The 14398-nt window shown below is 72.4% G+C and carries 15 protein-coding genes; 8 read left to right on the forward strand and 7 right to left on the reverse strand.

Going from position 1 to position 14398, the window contains the following annotated elements:
* Window positions 1-102 precede the first annotated feature (102 nt).
* Window positions 103-330, forward strand: a complete 228-nt coding sequence (locus ACWCSV_RS18030; RefSeq protein ID WP_386894763.1) for a DUF3107 domain-containing protein — start codon at window positions 103-105, stop codon at window positions 328-330.
* 297 nt (window positions 331-627) lie between these two features.
* The gene (locus ACWCSV_RS18035) at window positions 628-903 is read left to right on the forward strand and encodes a hypothetical protein (protein ID WP_451143240.1); all 276 of its coding nucleotides are present in this window, start codon (window positions 628-630) and stop codon (window positions 901-903) included.
* 115 nt (window positions 904-1018) lie between these two features.
* Here the strand turns inward: ACWCSV_RS18035 and ACWCSV_RS18040 are convergent, their stop codons facing one another.
* The gene (locus ACWCSV_RS18040; protein WP_390963425.1) at window positions 1019-1765 is read right to left on the reverse strand and encodes a ferritin-like fold-containing protein; all 747 of its coding nucleotides are present in this window, start codon (window positions 1763-1765) and stop codon (window positions 1019-1021) included.
* 453 nt (window positions 1766-2218) lie between these two features.
* Here ACWCSV_RS18040 and ACWCSV_RS18045 point away from each other — a divergent pair, with 453 nt between their 5' ends.
* Together ACWCSV_RS18045 and ACWCSV_RS18050 are read left to right on the forward strand one after the other, a co-directional pair.
* Window positions 2219-4306: a DEAD/DEAH box helicase gene (locus ACWCSV_RS18045; RefSeq protein ID WP_451143242.1), complete on the forward strand. Its 2088-nt coding sequence runs from the start codon at window positions 2219-2221 to the stop codon at window positions 4304-4306.
* 142 nt (window positions 4307-4448) lie between these two features.
* Entirely contained in the window at window positions 4449-5300 is an 852-nt protein-coding gene (locus ACWCSV_RS18050) for an alpha/beta fold hydrolase (protein ID WP_451143244.1), read from the forward strand.
* A 144-nt stretch (window positions 5301-5444) separates the two neighbouring features.
* Here the strand turns inward: ACWCSV_RS18050 and ACWCSV_RS18055 are convergent, their stop codons facing one another.
* A complete protein-coding gene (locus ACWCSV_RS18055) occupies window positions 5445-6353 on the reverse strand; it encodes an NYN domain-containing protein (protein ID WP_451143246.1) in 909 nt (302 codons plus the stop codon).
* A 211-nt stretch (window positions 6354-6564) separates the two neighbouring features.
* On the opposite strand from ACWCSV_RS18055, the gene ACWCSV_RS18060 reads away from it, so the two are divergent.
* Complete coding sequence (locus ACWCSV_RS18060; protein WP_327177840.1) at window positions 6565-6717, forward strand: hypothetical protein; 153 nt, start codon at window positions 6565-6567, stop codon at window positions 6715-6717.
* A gap of 106 nt (window positions 6718-6823) precedes the next feature.
* On the opposite strand, the gene ACWCSV_RS18065 is transcribed toward ACWCSV_RS18060, so the two are convergent.
* The 3 genes from ACWCSV_RS18065 to ACWCSV_RS18075 all read right to left on the reverse strand — a co-directional run bounded on the left by ACWCSV_RS18065 (window position 6824) and on the right by ACWCSV_RS18075 (window position 9303).
* Complete coding sequence (locus tag ACWCSV_RS18065; protein ID WP_450771563.1) at window positions 6824-7429, reverse strand: MarC family protein; 606 nt, start codon at window positions 7427-7429, stop codon at window positions 6824-6826.
* A gap of 205 nt (window positions 7430-7634) precedes the next feature.
* The gene (locus ACWCSV_RS18070) at window positions 7635-8501 is read right to left on the reverse strand and encodes a PHP domain-containing protein (protein ID WP_451143248.1); all 867 of its coding nucleotides are present in this window, start codon (window positions 8499-8501) and stop codon (window positions 7635-7637) included.
* Window positions 8502-8625: 124 nt separating this feature from the next.
* A complete protein-coding gene (locus ACWCSV_RS18075; protein WP_390963435.1) occupies window positions 8626-9303 on the reverse strand; it encodes a DUF6758 family protein in 678 nt (225 codons plus the stop codon).
* A 247-nt stretch (window positions 9304-9550) separates the two neighbouring features.
* On the opposite strand from ACWCSV_RS18075, the gene ACWCSV_RS18080 reads away from it, so the two are divergent.
* Window positions 9551-10783: an MFS transporter gene (locus ACWCSV_RS18080; protein WP_451143250.1), complete on the forward strand. Its 1233-nt coding sequence runs from the start codon at window positions 9551-9553 to the stop codon at window positions 10781-10783.
* Between the two features lie 90 nt (window positions 10784-10873).
* On the opposite strand, the gene ACWCSV_RS18085 is transcribed toward ACWCSV_RS18080, so the two are convergent.
* Complete coding sequence (locus ACWCSV_RS18085) at window positions 10874-11458, reverse strand: suppressor of fused domain protein (protein ID WP_451143252.1); 585 nt, start codon at window positions 11456-11458, stop codon at window positions 10874-10876.
* Window positions 11459-11875: 417 nt separating this feature from the next.
* Here ACWCSV_RS18085 and ACWCSV_RS18090 point away from each other — a divergent pair, with 417 nt between their 5' ends.
* Window positions 11876-13003 carry a magnesium and cobalt transport protein CorA gene (locus ACWCSV_RS18090; RefSeq protein ID WP_451143254.1) on the forward strand — a complete coding sequence of 376 codons (1128 nt, stop codon included), beginning with the start codon at window positions 11876-11878 and terminating at the stop codon, window positions 13001-13003.
* A gap of 59 nt (window positions 13004-13062) precedes the next feature.
* The gene (locus tag ACWCSV_RS18095; RefSeq protein ID WP_451143256.1) at window positions 13063-13578 is read left to right on the forward strand and encodes a hypothetical protein; all 516 of its coding nucleotides are present in this window, start codon (window positions 13063-13065) and stop codon (window positions 13576-13578) included.
* A 48-nt stretch (window positions 13579-13626) separates the two neighbouring features.
* Here the strand turns inward: ACWCSV_RS18095 and ACWCSV_RS18100 are convergent, their stop codons facing one another.
* The gene (locus ACWCSV_RS18100; RefSeq protein ID WP_451143258.1) at window positions 13627-14382 is read right to left on the reverse strand and encodes a hypothetical protein; all 756 of its coding nucleotides are present in this window, start codon (window positions 14380-14382) and stop codon (window positions 13627-13629) included.
* Window positions 14383-14398 lie beyond the last annotated feature (16 nt).

The following is a 14398-nucleotide window of genomic DNA, read 5'->3' on the forward strand; positions in this document are numbered from 1 at the left end:
CGGGCGTGGCCGGTCGGGCCCTGAGCGCTCGGCCCACCGGGCTAATGTGGCTGCGTACGGCGCGGCTACCGCGCAGGGACTGACCGTCGGAGGGACATAGCCGTGGAGGTCAAGATCGGGGTGCAGCACACGCCCCGCGAGATCGTTCTGGAGAGCGGGCTTTCCGCCGAGGACGTCGAGAGCGCGGTCACCGAGGCGCTCGGCGGCAAGGCGCAGCTGCTCAGCCTCACGGACGACAAGGGCCGCAAGGTCCTCGTGCCGGCCGACCGGATCGCGTACGTCGAGATCGGCGAGCCGGCGGCCCGGCGTGTCGGGTTCGGCGCGCTGTAAGCGGCACCAGGCGCGGCACGACGGAGCGGCCCGGCGGGATTTCCCGCCGGGCCGCTCCGTACGTCCGGGGGCCGGCGCACCGTCCCGTACGCCGGACCCGGCCCGCCCGGCGGAACGCGAGGCTCCGCCGAAAGGTTTCCCCCGTGTCACGGCAGGGTTGCGTGACGCAGGTCACGGGTAGGACGGCGGAAGGCCTTCCGCCCGGATCGTCCGGGCGAAGGGCCCCGGGCCGCCAGGCCCGCACGTCGCCCCCGCGCCTGCGGGGACGAACCGACGAACTCCGCGAGGTGATGCTCCGTGATCTGGGAATCCTTCGGCTCCGCCGTGGTCGGTCTCGCCCTGTCCTGGGCCGCCCTCCGCGTCCTGCCCGGCCGGCTCCCGTCGGCCCGTGCGGTGTACCCCACCGGTGCTCTGGGAGCCCTGTTCGGGGCGTATCTGACGGACGGTGTGCTCTACTCCGGGCACGCCACGGCCACGGTGGCCGGTGCGCTGGTGGTCGGGGCGGTGACGCTGTCGCTGCTGATCCGGCCGCGCCGCCGGAGCCGGATCACCGGCTCGGCGGCCGCGCGCTGAAGCGTGTCGCGAAAGTAGCGCCGTCCGCCCGGCGGGCGGGTCCGGCGGGACTTTCGCGACACGCTCTGGCCGGCTGCGGCCGCTCAGGCCGCACGCTCTGGCCGGCCGCGGCCGCTCAGGCCGCGAGGCCCAGGGCGGCCATCCGCTTGGTGTGCGCCTCGGTGATCCGGGAGAACATCCGGCCGACCTCGGCAAGGTCGAAGCCGTCCGCCACGCCGCCCACCAGCATCGTGGAGAGCGCGTCGCGGTCGGCGACCACCCGCTGGGCCTGCGAGAGCGCCTCGCCCATCAGCCGCCGGGCCCAGAGGGCGAGCCGGCCGCCGACGCGGGGGTCGGCCTCGATCGCGGCCCGTACCTTCTCCACCGCGAAGTTCCCGTGGCCGGTGTCGTCCAGGACGGCGAGCACCAGGTCCCGGGTGTCCGTGTCGAGCCGGATGGCGACCTCGCGGTAGAAGTCGCTGGCGATCGAGTCGCCGACGTACGCCTTGACCAGGCCCTCCAGCCAGTCGGAGGGGGCGGTCTGGCGGTGGAAGTCGTCCAGCGCCTTGGCGAACGGCTCCATGGCCCCGGTCGGGTTCTCGCCGATCGTCGAGAGGCGGTCGGTGAGCTGCTCGAAATGATGGAATTCCGCGGAGGCCATCTTCGCCAGTTCCGCCTTGTCGCCGAGGGTCGGCGCGAGTTTGGCGTCCTCGGCGAGCCGCTCGAAGGCGGCCAGTTCCCCGTACGCGAGGGCGCCCAGCAGATCCACCACGGCGGCGCGGTACTGCGGGTCGACCGATGCCGTCGACCAGCTTCCGGCGGCGATGCCGGTGGGTGCGGGGGCTTCGTCGGGCGTGCGAGCGGCGTTGTCAGGCGTCTCCATGGAGCGCACAATAGCCCGCACGGCCCTGGTGGTAAGGGCCCGGTCCACCGCCGAGATCACACCGTTCCGATGAATTCGCCCAACACACATGCGCGAATCCGGGGTACAGTGGTATTGCGCCTACTGAGCATTTTCGTATGCCAGGGGCGCGACCTTGAATGAGGATGCCCGGTCGGTGGCCCGATCGGCTCCGACCCGACAGCCCTCCACGCGGGTCGTACACACCGTACGACCGCAGATGAGGGGCCCCCTCAGCGGCACGAGCGCTCGAGCGACGGCAGTGGTCCCGCGCCACCCGCGCCCTCCCCGAGGGCCGGATGACCAACCCCGGCACGGTACGACCCCCAGCGTTCGCCTCGGTCCGCGTCTCACAGAAGAGGCAGCACCCTGACTACCTTCCGCGACCTCGGGATTCTCCCCGAGACGGCCGAGGCCCTCGAAGCCGTCGGCATCATGTCCCCCTTCCCGATCCAGGAGATGACGCTCCCCGTCGCGCTCTCCGGCAGCGACGTCATCGGCCAGGCGAAGACCGGTACCGGCAAGACGCTGGGCTTCGGCCTGCCGCTGCTGGAGCGCGTCACCGTCCCCGCCGACGTCGAGGCGGGCCGCGCCGCGCCCGAGAAGCTGACCGACGCGCCGCAGGCGCTCGTCGTCGTCCCCACCCGTGAGCTCTGCCAGCAGGTCACCAACGACCTCCTGACCGCGGGCAAGGTCCGTAACGTCCGCGTCCAGGCCATCTACGGCGGCCGGGCGTACGAGCCGCAGGTCGAGGCGCTGAAGAAGGGTGTCGACGTGGTCGTCGGCACCCCCGGCCGGCTGCTCGACCTGGCGGGCCAGCGCAAGCTGGACCTGTCCCACATCCGTGCGCTCGTCCTCGACGAGGCCGACGAGATGCTGGACCTGGGCTTCCTGCCCGACGTCGAGCGCATCATCACGATGCTGCCGCCGAAGCGCCAGACGATGCTCTTCTCGGCGACGATGCCCGGCGCCGTGATCAGCCTCGCCCGCCGCTACATGTCGCAGCCCACGCACATCAACGCCACGTCGCCCGACGACGAGGGCACGACGGTCAAGAACACGACCCAGTTCGTGTACCGGGCGCACAACATGGACAAGCCCGAGATGGTCTCGCGCATCCTCCAGGCCGACGGCCGGGGACTGGCGATGATCTTCTGCCGCACCAAGCGCACCGCCGCCGACATCGCGGAGCAGCTGGAGAAGCGCGGTTTCGCCTCCGGCGCGGTCCACGGCGACCTCGGCCAGGGCGCCCGTGAGCAGGCGCTGCGCGCCTTCCGCAACGGCAAGGTCGACGTCCTCGTCTGCACCGACGTCGCGGCGCGCGGTATCGATGTCGAGGGTGTGACCCACGTCATCAACTACCAGTCCCCCGAGGACGAGAAGACGTACCTGCACCGCATCGGCCGTACCGGCCGCGCGGGCGCCAAGGGCACCGCCGTCACGCTGGTGGACTGGGACGACATCCCGCGCTGGCAGCTGATCAACAAGGCGCTGGACCTGAAGTTCCCGGACCCCCCGGAGACGTACTCCACCTCGCCGCACCTGTTCTCGGACCTCGGCATCCCCGAGGGCACCAAGGGCATACTGCCGCGGGCCGAGCGGACCCGTGCGGGTCTGCGCGCGGAGGAGCTCGAAGACCTCGGCGAGACCGGTGGCCGGGGCCGCAAGGCTCCCGCCTCCTCGGCTCCCGCCCGTGAGGCCCGCGAGGAGCGCCCCGCGCGCACCCCGCGTCAGCGCCGCCGCACCCGCGGCGGAACCGGCCAGGAGGAGGGCGCCGCCACGGTGCCCGCACCCGCCGCCGAGGCCGTACCGGCCCCGGACAGCGGCCAGACCGCCGGGGCGGCGGAGCCGCGCACGCCGCGCCGCCGCCGTCGTGGCCGGGTCGGTGTCGCGGAGGCCGTCGCCGCCGAGGCGGCAGCCGTCGCCGTGGTGGAGGCTCCCGCACCGGCCGCCGAGGCGCCCGAGGTCGTCGTGGAGGCTCCCGTGGCCGTCGAGGCCACCAAGCCGGCCCGTCGCCGCCGTACCCGTGCCGCGGCTCCGGCCGAGCCGGAGTTCCAGACGGTGGCGGCCGTCGCCGTGGGCTTCGCAGAGCCCGCCGCCGAGGTCAAGGCCGAGACGAAGCCGCGCCGCCGCCCCCGGGTCGTGAAGCCCGCCGAGGACGAGGTCGACTTCCAGATCGCCCCGCCCTCGGAGCCCGAGTCCGAGAGCCGCCCGCGCCGCCGTCCCCGTACGGCCGCCAAGCCGGCCACGGAGACGAAGGCCGAGACGAAGCCCCGGACCCGCAAGGCCGCCGCGCCGAAGACCGCCGTGAAGGCCGAGCCCGAGGCGGCCGTGGCCGCACCGGCCGCCGACGCCGCGGAGGAGAAGCCGAAGCGCCGTCGTCGCGCCGTCGCCAAGCCGGAGACCGCGGTGGTCGCCGAGGCCGAGGCCGTGGTGGGCGAAGCGGCCGAGGCTCCGGCCCGGACCCGCCGCCGGCGCACGACCCGCCCGGCGACCGCCGAGACGGCGTCGACCGAGAGCTGACGCTCACGGCTCCGCACGAACGGACGGCCCCGCTCCCCGCACACCGGGGGACGGGGCCGTCCGGCGTTTCCGGCGCACCGTCCACCGGCCCACGCGCCCGCCCGGCACGCCCCGCGTCCCCGCGACCCCCTAACCTCGTCCCATGAGCCGGCCGCCGACCTTCACCCCGCCCCCCTGTGCCCGTGCCCGCGCACTGCGCACCCCGCGCGGCGACTTCGCCGTCCTGGACGCCGTGCCGCCTGCCGGCACGCGCGGCACGGTCCTGATGCTCCCCGGCTACACCGGGAGCAAGGAGGACTTCGTCGCCCTCCTCGAACCGCTGACCGCCGCGGGTTTCCGAGCCGTCGCCGTGGACGGCCGGGGGCAGTACGAGAGTCGGGGTACGGGCCGTCAGGAAACCTATGCGCAGGGCGAGTTGGCCCGGGACGTCCTCGCGCAGGCGCTGGCGCTCGGCACTGCCGACGGCACGCCGACGCACCTGCTCGGCCACTCGCTGGGCGGCCAGATCGCCCGTGCGGCCGTGCTCCTCGACCCCGCGCCCTTCCGCTCGCTGACGCTGATGTCGTCCGGACCGGCCGAGGTCTCCGCCGGGCAGCGGGACAAGGTGAAGCTGCTCGGCGACGCGCTGGCCGCACTGACCATGGAACAGGTGTGGGACGCGATACGGGCACTGGACCCGCCGGAGGACGCGGACACCGGCGGCGGCGAGAATCTGCGCCGCCGGTGGCTGATGAACGACCCCGCGCAGCTGATCGCCACCGGACACCAGCTGTCCGTGGAGCCGGACCGGGTGGACGAGCTGGCCGCGACCGGCCTGCCCGTCCACGTCATCTCCGGGGAGCGCGACGACGTGTGGCCGGTCGAGTTGCTCACCTCGATGGCCGGCCGGCTGGGCGCCCGCCGCACCACGGTCGCGGGCGCGGAGCACTCCCCCAACACCGCACGCCCCGAGGAGACGGCGGCGGCGCTGGTGGCGTTCTGGTCCGGCCTCTGAGCTTCCAGAGGCCTGCGGGCTGCCCGCAGTCCGCGGGCTCCCCGAAGCCTGCGGGATTTGCGCAGTCCGCGGGCTCCCCGAAGCCTGCGGGATTTGCGCAGTCCGCGGGCTCCCCGAAGCCTGCGGGATTCCCGGAGTCTGCGGCTAGAACTGCGCCTGGAGGTGCTGCCAGAAACCGTCGCGCAGCGCCCGGCGCAGCGGGGCGTGCCCGCGCAGGGAGTGCTGGAGCAGTCGTTCCGCCTCGACCAGGAGGTCCTGGTCGACGGAGCCCGGCAGGTACGGGTGGCCCGGCATCAGGTCGACCAGGGACTCCCGGCCCTTGGCGGCGAGCCAGGCGGCGGCGACCTGTGCTCCGACGAAGCGGACGTCCTCGCGGGAGGGCGCCGGGCCCTCGTCCTCGTACGTGGTGACCGGGCGGCGGGTGACGTACGGGCGGCAGAAGTCCAGGTCGAAGGTGCGCTGGCTGTCCACCTCCCAGAGCAGCGGCTCGGCCTGGTTGCGCCCCTCGGCGGCCTCGATGCCCCAGAGGTGCACCCGGGCGCCGTAGCCCTGCGCGGCCTCGACGGCCGAGACGAGGTCCTCGTCGCCGCCGACGAGTGCGGCGTCGCTGATCGCGCGGTGGCGGGCGAGCGATTCGAGGTCGGTGCGGATGAGGGAGTCGACGCCCTTCTGCTGGTTGTTGGCGTTGAGGTTGCCCAGGCGCACCTTGACGTCGGGCAGTTCGGCGATGGACTGCTGCTCGGTGGTGTGAATGCGGCGCCGGGCGCCGTCGTACCAGTAGACGCGGAGCAGCCTGCTGTCCGCGAAGATCGTGCGGGCCTGTTCGATGAACGCCTCGATCAGTCCACCGGAGTCGAGGTCGAAGGAGCGGCGGTCCTCGGTGCCGGTGACGAGGAGTCCGGCGGCGGCGTAGACATAACCCGCGTCGACGAAGATCGCGTGGGTGGAGGGGGTCTTCGAGACCTCGGCGAGGACGCGCTGGAGCAGTTGGTTCGTCAGGTCCAGGCGTTCACGGACGTCGTCCGGGGTAGTGGGGAAATCGGCTTCGGTCATGGGCGACCCGACGTCCGTGTCGGGGCGACTGCCCGCGGGTACTTAGACATCCAAAAAATTTCCTTAGCGTAGGGAATGTTTTCCGGGGGGTGCGCCGTTGTACCCCTCGTAGGGAGCGGGACCGTGCGGCCTCGCTTCCTTATCCTTGCGGACGGGAATCCCCGTCCGACCAGTAGTTCTCCAGCAGGAGGATCGGACGAAGGGAAGCCCTGTGCGCTTCGAGATCATGCGACTCGACGATGTCGACGGTACCGCCGTGGACAGCACCGTCGTAGACGCCGCCTCCGTCAACCGGATCGTGCAGCAGGCCGCGGCAATGGGCCAGCGCATCTACATTCGGCCGGCCGAAAGCCCGGCCTCGTAACACCTTCCGGCAGTACGCCTTGATGAGATGACGAGTCGCCCCCGTACGGATCTCCGTACGGGGGCGCTGTGCGTCCGGGGCCCGGTACCGGGCGGCCGGGGCAGGTTCAGCTGTTCTGGATGACCTGGGTGACGCCGTTGATGATCTGCTGCACCGCGATGGCGGAGAGCATCATCCCGGCGAGCCGGGTCACCAGCACCACTCCGCCGTCCTTGATGACCCGGATGATCAGCAGCGAGTAGCGCATGGTCAGCCAGAGCACCACGTGCATGACGACGATCGCCGCCCAGACCGAGATCTGGCTGCTGACGGTGTGCGCGTGCTGCACGGCCAGGATCACCGAGACGATCGCGCCGGGTCCGGCGAGCAGCGGCATGCCGAGGGGTACGAGCGCCACGTTGACGTCCTTCGTCTGCGTCGGCTCGTCCGTCTTGCCGGTGAGCAGGTCCAGCGCGATGAGCAGCAGGAGCAGACCGCCGGAGATCATCAGCGCGGGTACGGAGACGTGCAGGTAGTCCAGGATCTGCTGGCCGAGGACGCCGAAGACGGCGATCACCCCGAAGGCGACCGCGACCGCCTGGAGCGCCATCCTGCGCTGGGTCTTCGCGGGGCGGCCCGCGGTGAGGGCAAGGAAGATCGGCGTGATCCCCGGCGGGTCCATGATCACGAAGAGGGTGAGGAAGAGGGAACCGAAAACAGCGACGTCGAACACGGTGAGCCTTGCGGGAGAAGAGAACAAGCAGGTCGGGGGGTGGCCGCGCGCGGGTGGCCCCGGCCCACCGGAGCGCGGGGCTACGGGACCGGCCGGGGTGCGGTGACGGCGGGGGAGGGTGCGAAGGGCGCGGGGCACCGGGGTGCGGCCGGGCACGGCTGTGACGGCCGGAGAGCCCGGAAAGAACAAGGGGTTGGTGCGACCCTCAGCGGCGGAGGGCTCCACCGGCGCCCGGCACCGGGAAGGCTCCCGTGGCACGCCGGGTGATCTCGCCGTAGATCTCGGGGTCGGTGGTGTACTCGCCGAGCGCGACGGTCTTGCGGCTGCCGTGGTAGTCGCTGGAGCCGGTGGTGAGCAGCCCCGCTTCGGCGGCGAGGCCGCGCAGCCGGGCGCGGGTGGCCTCGTCGTGGTCCATGTGGTCGACCTCGATGCCGTCGAGTCCCGCCGCGGCGAGCCGGGCGATGGCGGATTCGGGGACGACGGAGCCGCGCTTGACGGCCGCCGGGTGGGCGAAGACGGTGACCCCGCCCGCCGCCTTGACGAGCCGGACGGCCTCGAAGGGGTCGAGTTCGTGCTTGCCCGCGTGCGCCCGGCCGCCGTCGGCGAGCCACTCGGGGGTGAACGCGTCGGAGACGGTGGGGACGACGCCCAGTTCGACCAGGGCGGCGGCGACGTGCGGGCGGCCCACCGAGCCGTCCCCGGCGATCCTCGCGACCTGGTCCCAGGTCACCGGCACACCGAGTGCCTGGAGCTTGCCCACCATGGCCTTGGCCCGCGGTACCCGGTCGTCCCGGACCAGCTCGCGCTCGCGGGCGAACACGGGCTCCTCGGGGTCGAAGAGGTACGCCAGCATGTGCAGGCCCACCCCGTCGAGGCGGCAGGAGAGTTCGGCTCCGGTGACGAGGGTGAGGCCCTCGGGGAGGGCGGCGAGCGCCTCGGCGTGGCCGCGCACGGTGTCGTGGTCGGTGAGGGCGACGACGTCGAGTCCGGCGGCGGCCGCGTTGGCGACCAGCTGGGCCGGGGTGTCCGTGCCGTCGGACGCGGTGGAGTGCGTGTGCAGGTCGATACGCACGACGGTGACTCCTGTGCTCGCGGCGGACGGTGGGGACGCTCCAGGATAACGAACGCCCGGGCCTCACCCGGACGGCCGCACCCGGCCGCCCCGCCGGGCACCACCCGGCGCGCGCCCACCGCCCTCAGCGCGGCGCGGGGCCCTGCCGGGGCGGGCCCTCGGGGATGCCGAGCAGGCGCGGGGTGAGGGCACCGCAGGGCACCAGGTCCGTTTCGGCGCCGGCGTCGCGGAGGTCGGTGAGGACCAGCTCGTCGTACATGAGCAGCGCCGACTGCTGGGGCCAGACGATCGCCCAGAGCCAGAGTCCGCGCGCCTCGCCCGCGAAGACGGCACGGTCCTCGGGGACGCCGTGCACCTGCCAGAGCGGGGTCGGGCGCCCGGCGGCGAGCACCTTGGCCACGGGGGGACCGTCGACGCGCATCCGGGGGCCGGGGTCGGGGCCTTCGATCCCGGCGTAGCGGGCGCCGAGCCCGACGCCGAGTTCCTCGGCGACCAGCAGCAGCTCGCCCATTCCGCCGAGCGGTCCTGGCCCTGAGCAGACGAGTGCGGTGGCGCGGCCGCCGCTGCGGTCGTCGCCCGCGTGCGCCACGCCCGTGAACAGCCAGCCGACCGGCAGCGGCCACGGCATCCACACCGGCACCTGTGCGCGGTGGACCACCACTCCGAGGGCCTCGACGCTGGGCGGGACCACCGGTTGCATCGGATGGACCGGCCCGTGCGCGGGGCACTGCCAGGAGTCGGCGAAAAGACCGGGCGCCCTGACCCGGCCACCGCACTTCGGGCAACTGGGTTCGCCCCTCATAGCGACCCACGGTCCCCCTCCCGGGTCGCCACGTCAAGGACGGTCACCCGTCCGCAGCGTGGCTCCCACCAGGGGTAATAGATGTAGCTTGCATCTATTAGCCGACCTAACTTATTCTGTGTATCGCACAGGCATCTGCCCCGGACCGCGCGCCACGGGTCGTGCGCCAGGACTCCGTGGCCGTCAGGACCGCATCCATGAGGACCGCGGCCGTCAGGACCGCATCCATGAGGAGAGTGGGAACACCATGCAGGGAGAGGACCCGTTCGACGAAGGGGCCACCAGCATCCTTCGCCAGCCCAAGGCGGTCTGGGCGACCGCAGGCGCCTCGGTCGTGGCCTTCATGGGCATCGGCCTGGTCGACCCGATCCTGCCGTCCATCGCCAAGGGACTGGATGCGACGCCGAGCCAGGTGTCGCTGCTGTTCACCTCGTACTTCCTGATCACCGCGGTCGCGATGCTCGTCTCCGGCTTCGTCTCCAGCCGCATCGGCGGGAAGAAGACCCTGCTGGCCGGACTGGCGCTGGTCGTGGTGTTCGCCGCGCTCTCCGGCACGTCCTCCTCGGTGGGCGAGCTGGTGGGCTTCCGGGCCGGCTGGGGACTCGGCAACGCGCTCTTCGTCTCCACCGCGCTGGCCGTGATCGTCGGCGCCGCCGCCGGTGGCAGTGCGGCGGCGATCCTGCTGTACGAGGCGGCGCTCGGCCTCGGCATGGCGTGCGGCCCGCTGGTGGGCGCACTGCTCGGCAACGCCAGCTGGCGCTACCCGTTCTTCGGCACCGCCGCCCTGATGGCGATCGGGTTCGTCTGCATCGGCGCGTTCCTGAGGGAACAGCCGAAGCCGGCCAGGAAGACCTCGCTGCTCGACCCGGTCCGGGCGCTCGGCCACGGCGGACTGGCCTCGGTCGCGGGCTCGGCGTTCTTCTACAACTACGCGTTCTTCACCATCCTCGCCTTCACCCCGTTCGTGCTGGACATGACCCCGTACAAGTCCGGTGCGGTCTTCTTCGCCTGGGGCCTGCTGCTCGCCGTCTTCTCGGTCTTCGTCGCCCCGCGGCTCCAGGCGCGCTTCGGCTCGCTGAAGGTGCTGGGCGCCTCGCTCGTGCTCTTCGCGGCCGACCTGCTGGTCCTCGGGTACGGCGACCACGTCACCGCGATCGTCTGCACCATCGTCTCGGGCGCGTTCATCGGCATGAACAACACCGTCTACACCGAGCTCGCCCTCGGCGTCTCCGACGCACCCCGGCCGGTGGCGAGCGCCGGCTACAACTTCGTCCGCTGGTTCGCCGCGGCCGCCGCCCCCTACCTCGCGCCGAAGATCGAGGAGTGGAGCAATGTGCACATCCCGTTCGTGGTCGCCGCCGTCGCGGCCGTGGCCGGCGCGCTGATCGTCCGGATACGCCGCTCCGCGCTCACTCACGAGGCCGAGGAGGTCCGGCCCCGGCACGCCACCGAGGACGGCGTCTCGGCCTTCACCGGCTGACGACCTCGGAGAACGGAAAGGAGAAGAGGGACCCCGCCGGCCGGCGGGGCCCCTCTTCGTACGGCCGCGGCACGGACACGGACGGGTGATTCAGTCCAGCGGTACGGAGGTACGCAGCGGGTCCCGCAGGTCCGTGCCGTGCGAGAGCCAGCGCTCCTGGAGCTCCTGGCCGCCCCGGACCCTCTTCCAGGCGGCCTCGTTCGCGGTCATCGGGAGCAGCGGCAGGAAGCGCACCGGGTCCATCGGCTCGTCCAGCTCCAGGTCCTCCACCAGCCCGCCGGACTCGGCGACCAGCACGGAGGAGAAGGGGGCGGACGGCCAGAGCGGGTCGCCCAGGTCGAGGGACGCGCCGGGTGCCACGATCACGCCTTCGACCTGCGGGGACGCCGCGAGTACGGCGAGCGGGCGGAGCACCTGGTCGGTGTCGGCGAGCCCGGCGCGTACGGAGAGCACCAGCTCGGCGCGGGGGCCCTTGACCGGGTCGGCGAGCGGTGAGGCGGGGTCCGCCATGGGCTGGGCGGACATGCCGAGGGTGGCGTACCGGACCACGTCGCCGTCGAGGAAGCGCAGCACCTCGATGCGGTCCGTGCCGAGGAAGGTCACTGCGGCGCGGGCGTCCGGCTCCCCGAGAGCGGTGCGCAGCCGGGCTTCGACGAGCGCGAGAATTTCTTCCATGTCGCGAGCATAGAACGCGTATCGAACGGGCAAAGTACGGGATTGACCCTTGGCCGGGCTGATAGCCTGGCCGCCGGTCGGGACAGCGCGCGACGCGGCGCCCTCTCCGTCCCGACAGCACGTCGTCCCCCACGGGGGACCGGCCGGAGGAGGTGGGGACTGCCATGGATCCAAGTCGACCGTGCAGTACCAAGCGCTCTTCCGTCTCCACCGTATCCCGGTGATTTCTTAAGCCCTCTCGGTCAGGGCTCGTGGCTTGTCGCACGGCGGAAGAGCATCCCGTTTTTGCCTGTCTGTAGCGAACGCCGTCGCCACCGCTCCGCGGTGCCGCCCGCTTTGCGGACGTGGTTCACACGTCTCCATTCCGGGCTGTTCCGCCTGCGCGCACCGCACGGCCCTTTCGTGTAGGAGCCAGCCATGTCCATGATCCGTGACCTGCGCGCCGCCGTGCGCCCCTCCCTGCGTCCGTCCCTCCGCAAGGAACCCGTCCCGCACACCGGTTACGACCCCACCCGCGACCCGTCCGCCTCCAGTGCCGTGGTGGACTGCGCGGTCTACCGCGACGGCCGCCGCATGGAGGCGTCCGCCTGCCAGACCCCGCACGAGGCGATGCTGCGGGTGCGTGAGGGCGGCGGTTTCGCCTGGATCGGGCTGCACGAGCCCACCGAGGCCGAATTCGCCGTCATCGCGCGGGAGTTCGGGCTGCACCCGCTGGCGGTGGAGGACGCGGTCCACGCCCACCAGCGGCCGAAGCTGGAGCGGTACGACGACACGCTCTTCACGGTCTTCAAGACCATCCACTACGTCGAGCACACCGAGCTCACCGCGACCAGCGAGGTCGTCGAGACCGGCGAGGTGATGTGCTTCACCGGCCGGGACTTCGTGATCACCGTCCGGCACGGCGGCCAGGGCTCGCTGCGCGCGTTGCGCCACCGCCTCCAGGACGACCCGGAGCTGCTCGCCAAGGGCCCGTCGGCCGTACTGCACTCCATCGCCGACCACGTGGTGGACGGGTACATCGCGGTGGCGGGCGCGATGCAGGACGACATCGACGAGGTGGAGATCGACGTCTTCTCCACCCCGACGAAGGGCAGCGCGCGCGGCACCGACGCCGGGCGGATCTACCAACTCAAGCGCGAGGTACTGGAGTTCAAGCGGGCCGTATCGCCGCTCCAGCGGCCGATGCAGCTCCTCAGCGAGCGGCCGATGCGGCTGATCGACCCGGACATCCAGAAGTACTTCCGCGACGTGGCCGACCACCTCGCCCGGGTGCAGGAGGAGGTCCTCGGCTTCGACGAACTGCTGAACTCGATCCTCCAGGCCAATCTGGCGCAGGCGACGGTCACCCAGAACGAGGACATGCGCAAGATCACGTCCTGGGCCGCCATCGTCGCCGTACCCACGATGATCTGCGGGGTCTACGGCATGAACTTCGAGCACATGCCGGAACTCCAGTGGACCTACGGCTATCCGATGGTGCTGGGCGTCATCGCGGTGGTCTGCTTCTCCATCCACCGGACGCTGAAGCGCAACGGCTGGCTGTAGGCCCTGTCCGTCGCCGCCCGCCCGGCGGGAATGCCCGGACAGGGCCTAGGCTCTCCGCCATGACTGCTGACTCGTTGCTCGGGCAGGCCCTCGTCGAGGAGGCCACCAAGAAGTCCGGCCTGGTCTGGGTGCGCGCCTCCGGCGCCGCCCGGGCGCTCTGGCACGTCTGGCACGAGGGCGCGGCGCTGCTCGTCGGCGGCCCCGGCGAGCAGCCGCTCCCGGAGGGGCTGGCGGACGGCGGGCGGGCCGAGGTGACGGTGCGCAGCAAGGACAAGGGCGGCCGGATCGTGACGTGGACCGCCGAGGTGGCCGAACTCGCCCCGCACTCCGAGGAGTGGGAGGCGGCGGTCGCGGAGCTCAAGGGGAAGCGGCTGAACGCGCCGGACGCCGAGCGGCTGACGGAGCGCTGGGCGGCCGGCTGCCGGGTGGTGCGGCTGACGCCCGTGGCGCACACCACCGACCTGCCGGACGGCTCGCTCGCCGCCCGCCCGCTCGCCACCCCGGCGATCACCCGGGAGCCGGTACCGGCCGGTCTGCCCCGGCTCCTGCTGAAGAAGCGGCGCGGCAGGAGCTGAGCGCGGCTGCCGCCGCACCGGCCGAACGGCCCCGGTCGTACGAACGGCTCAGCCGGAGTTCTTCGGCAGCTGGCCGCCGTAGTCGACGGTGTCGTCCTGCGGCGGGGCCGCCAGTTCGAAGGAGCGTCCCCAGTCGGCGAGGGTGACCGTGCCGCCCCCGCCGCCGCGCGCCACCCTGACGGGGTACGGGGTGCCCTTGAGGGCCACGTCGAGCGCACCGCCCTCGCCCTTGCCGCCCAGGAGCTGGATGACGGGGACGCCGGTGATCTTGTCGCGGTCGCCCTTGTTGACGGTGCCGTGCAGGGACAGCAGCCCGTCGAGCAGGGTGTCCTTCTCGGTGAAGCCGCGCAGCCGTTTGTACGTGGGGTCGTCCTCGGGGACCTTGACGTACTTGCCGTCGAGCTTCTCGGCGGCCTCCGCGTCGTCCCCGCCCGTGCCGTCCTGCTCGGCGCTCCAGAAGGCGGCGTCCGCCTTGAGGTAGAGGTCGTCGCCGACCCGGAGCACGGCGAAGGTGTTCTCCTTCGAGGTGACGGAGCCGGTGCCGCCGTCGGCGTTGAGCCGCATGTCGAGGGTGTAGCTGCCGTCCTTGCTGATGAGGGTGCCCGCGAGGTGGACGGCGGTGGCGGCGTCGGCCGCGGCTCTGGCCCGGCTGTCGATCTCCGCGGCGGAGAGCTTGCCGATTCCGTTCGTGCCCTCGTCGGGGTCGTCGCCCGCGCAGGCGGTGAGGCCCAGGGCGAGCTGCGCCCCGAGCGCCACGGCGAGCGCGGTCCGGCGGGCCCGTACGGCGGGAGCGTAGGAGGTCACGCGCACTTGCCTCTCG

Source organism: Streptomyces sp. NPDC001770 (assembly GCF_053596135.1).

Bases quoted from the DNA above. Each gene is read 5' to 3' on its own strand.
- ACWCSV_RS18090 (WP_451143254.1), top strand. From the start codon at position 11,876: ATGTCCATGATCCGTGACCTGCGCGCCGCCGTGCGCCCCTCCCTGCGT.
- ACWCSV_RS18045 (WP_451143242.1), top strand. From the start codon at position 2,219: ATGTCCCCCTTCCCGATCCAGGAGATGACGCTCCCCGTCGCGCTCTCC.
- ACWCSV_RS18040 (WP_390963425.1), bottom strand. From the start codon at position 1,765: ATGGAGACGCCTGACAACGCCGCTCGCACGCCCGACGAAGCCCCCGCA.
- ACWCSV_RS18085 (WP_451143252.1), bottom strand. From the start codon at position 11,458: ATGGAAGAAATTCTCGCGCTCGTCGAAGCCCGGCTGCGCACCGCTCTC.
- ACWCSV_RS18095 (WP_451143256.1), top strand. From the start codon at position 13,063: ATGACTGCTGACTCGTTGCTCGGGCAGGCCCTCGTCGAGGAGGCCACC.
- ACWCSV_RS18050 (WP_451143244.1), top strand. From the start codon at position 4,449: ATGAGCCGGCCGCCGACCTTCACCCCGCCCCCCTGTGCCCGTGCCCGC.
- ACWCSV_RS18080 (WP_451143250.1), top strand. From the start codon at position 9,551: ATGCAGGGAGAGGACCCGTTCGACGAAGGGGCCACCAGCATCCTTCGC.
- ACWCSV_RS18055 (WP_451143246.1), bottom strand. From the start codon at position 6,353: ATGACCGAAGCCGATTTCCCCACTACCCCGGACGACGTCCGTGAACGC.
- ACWCSV_RS18075 (WP_390963435.1), bottom strand. From the start codon at position 9,303: ATGAGGGGCGAACCCAGTTGCCCGAAGTGCGGTGGCCGGGTCAGGGCG.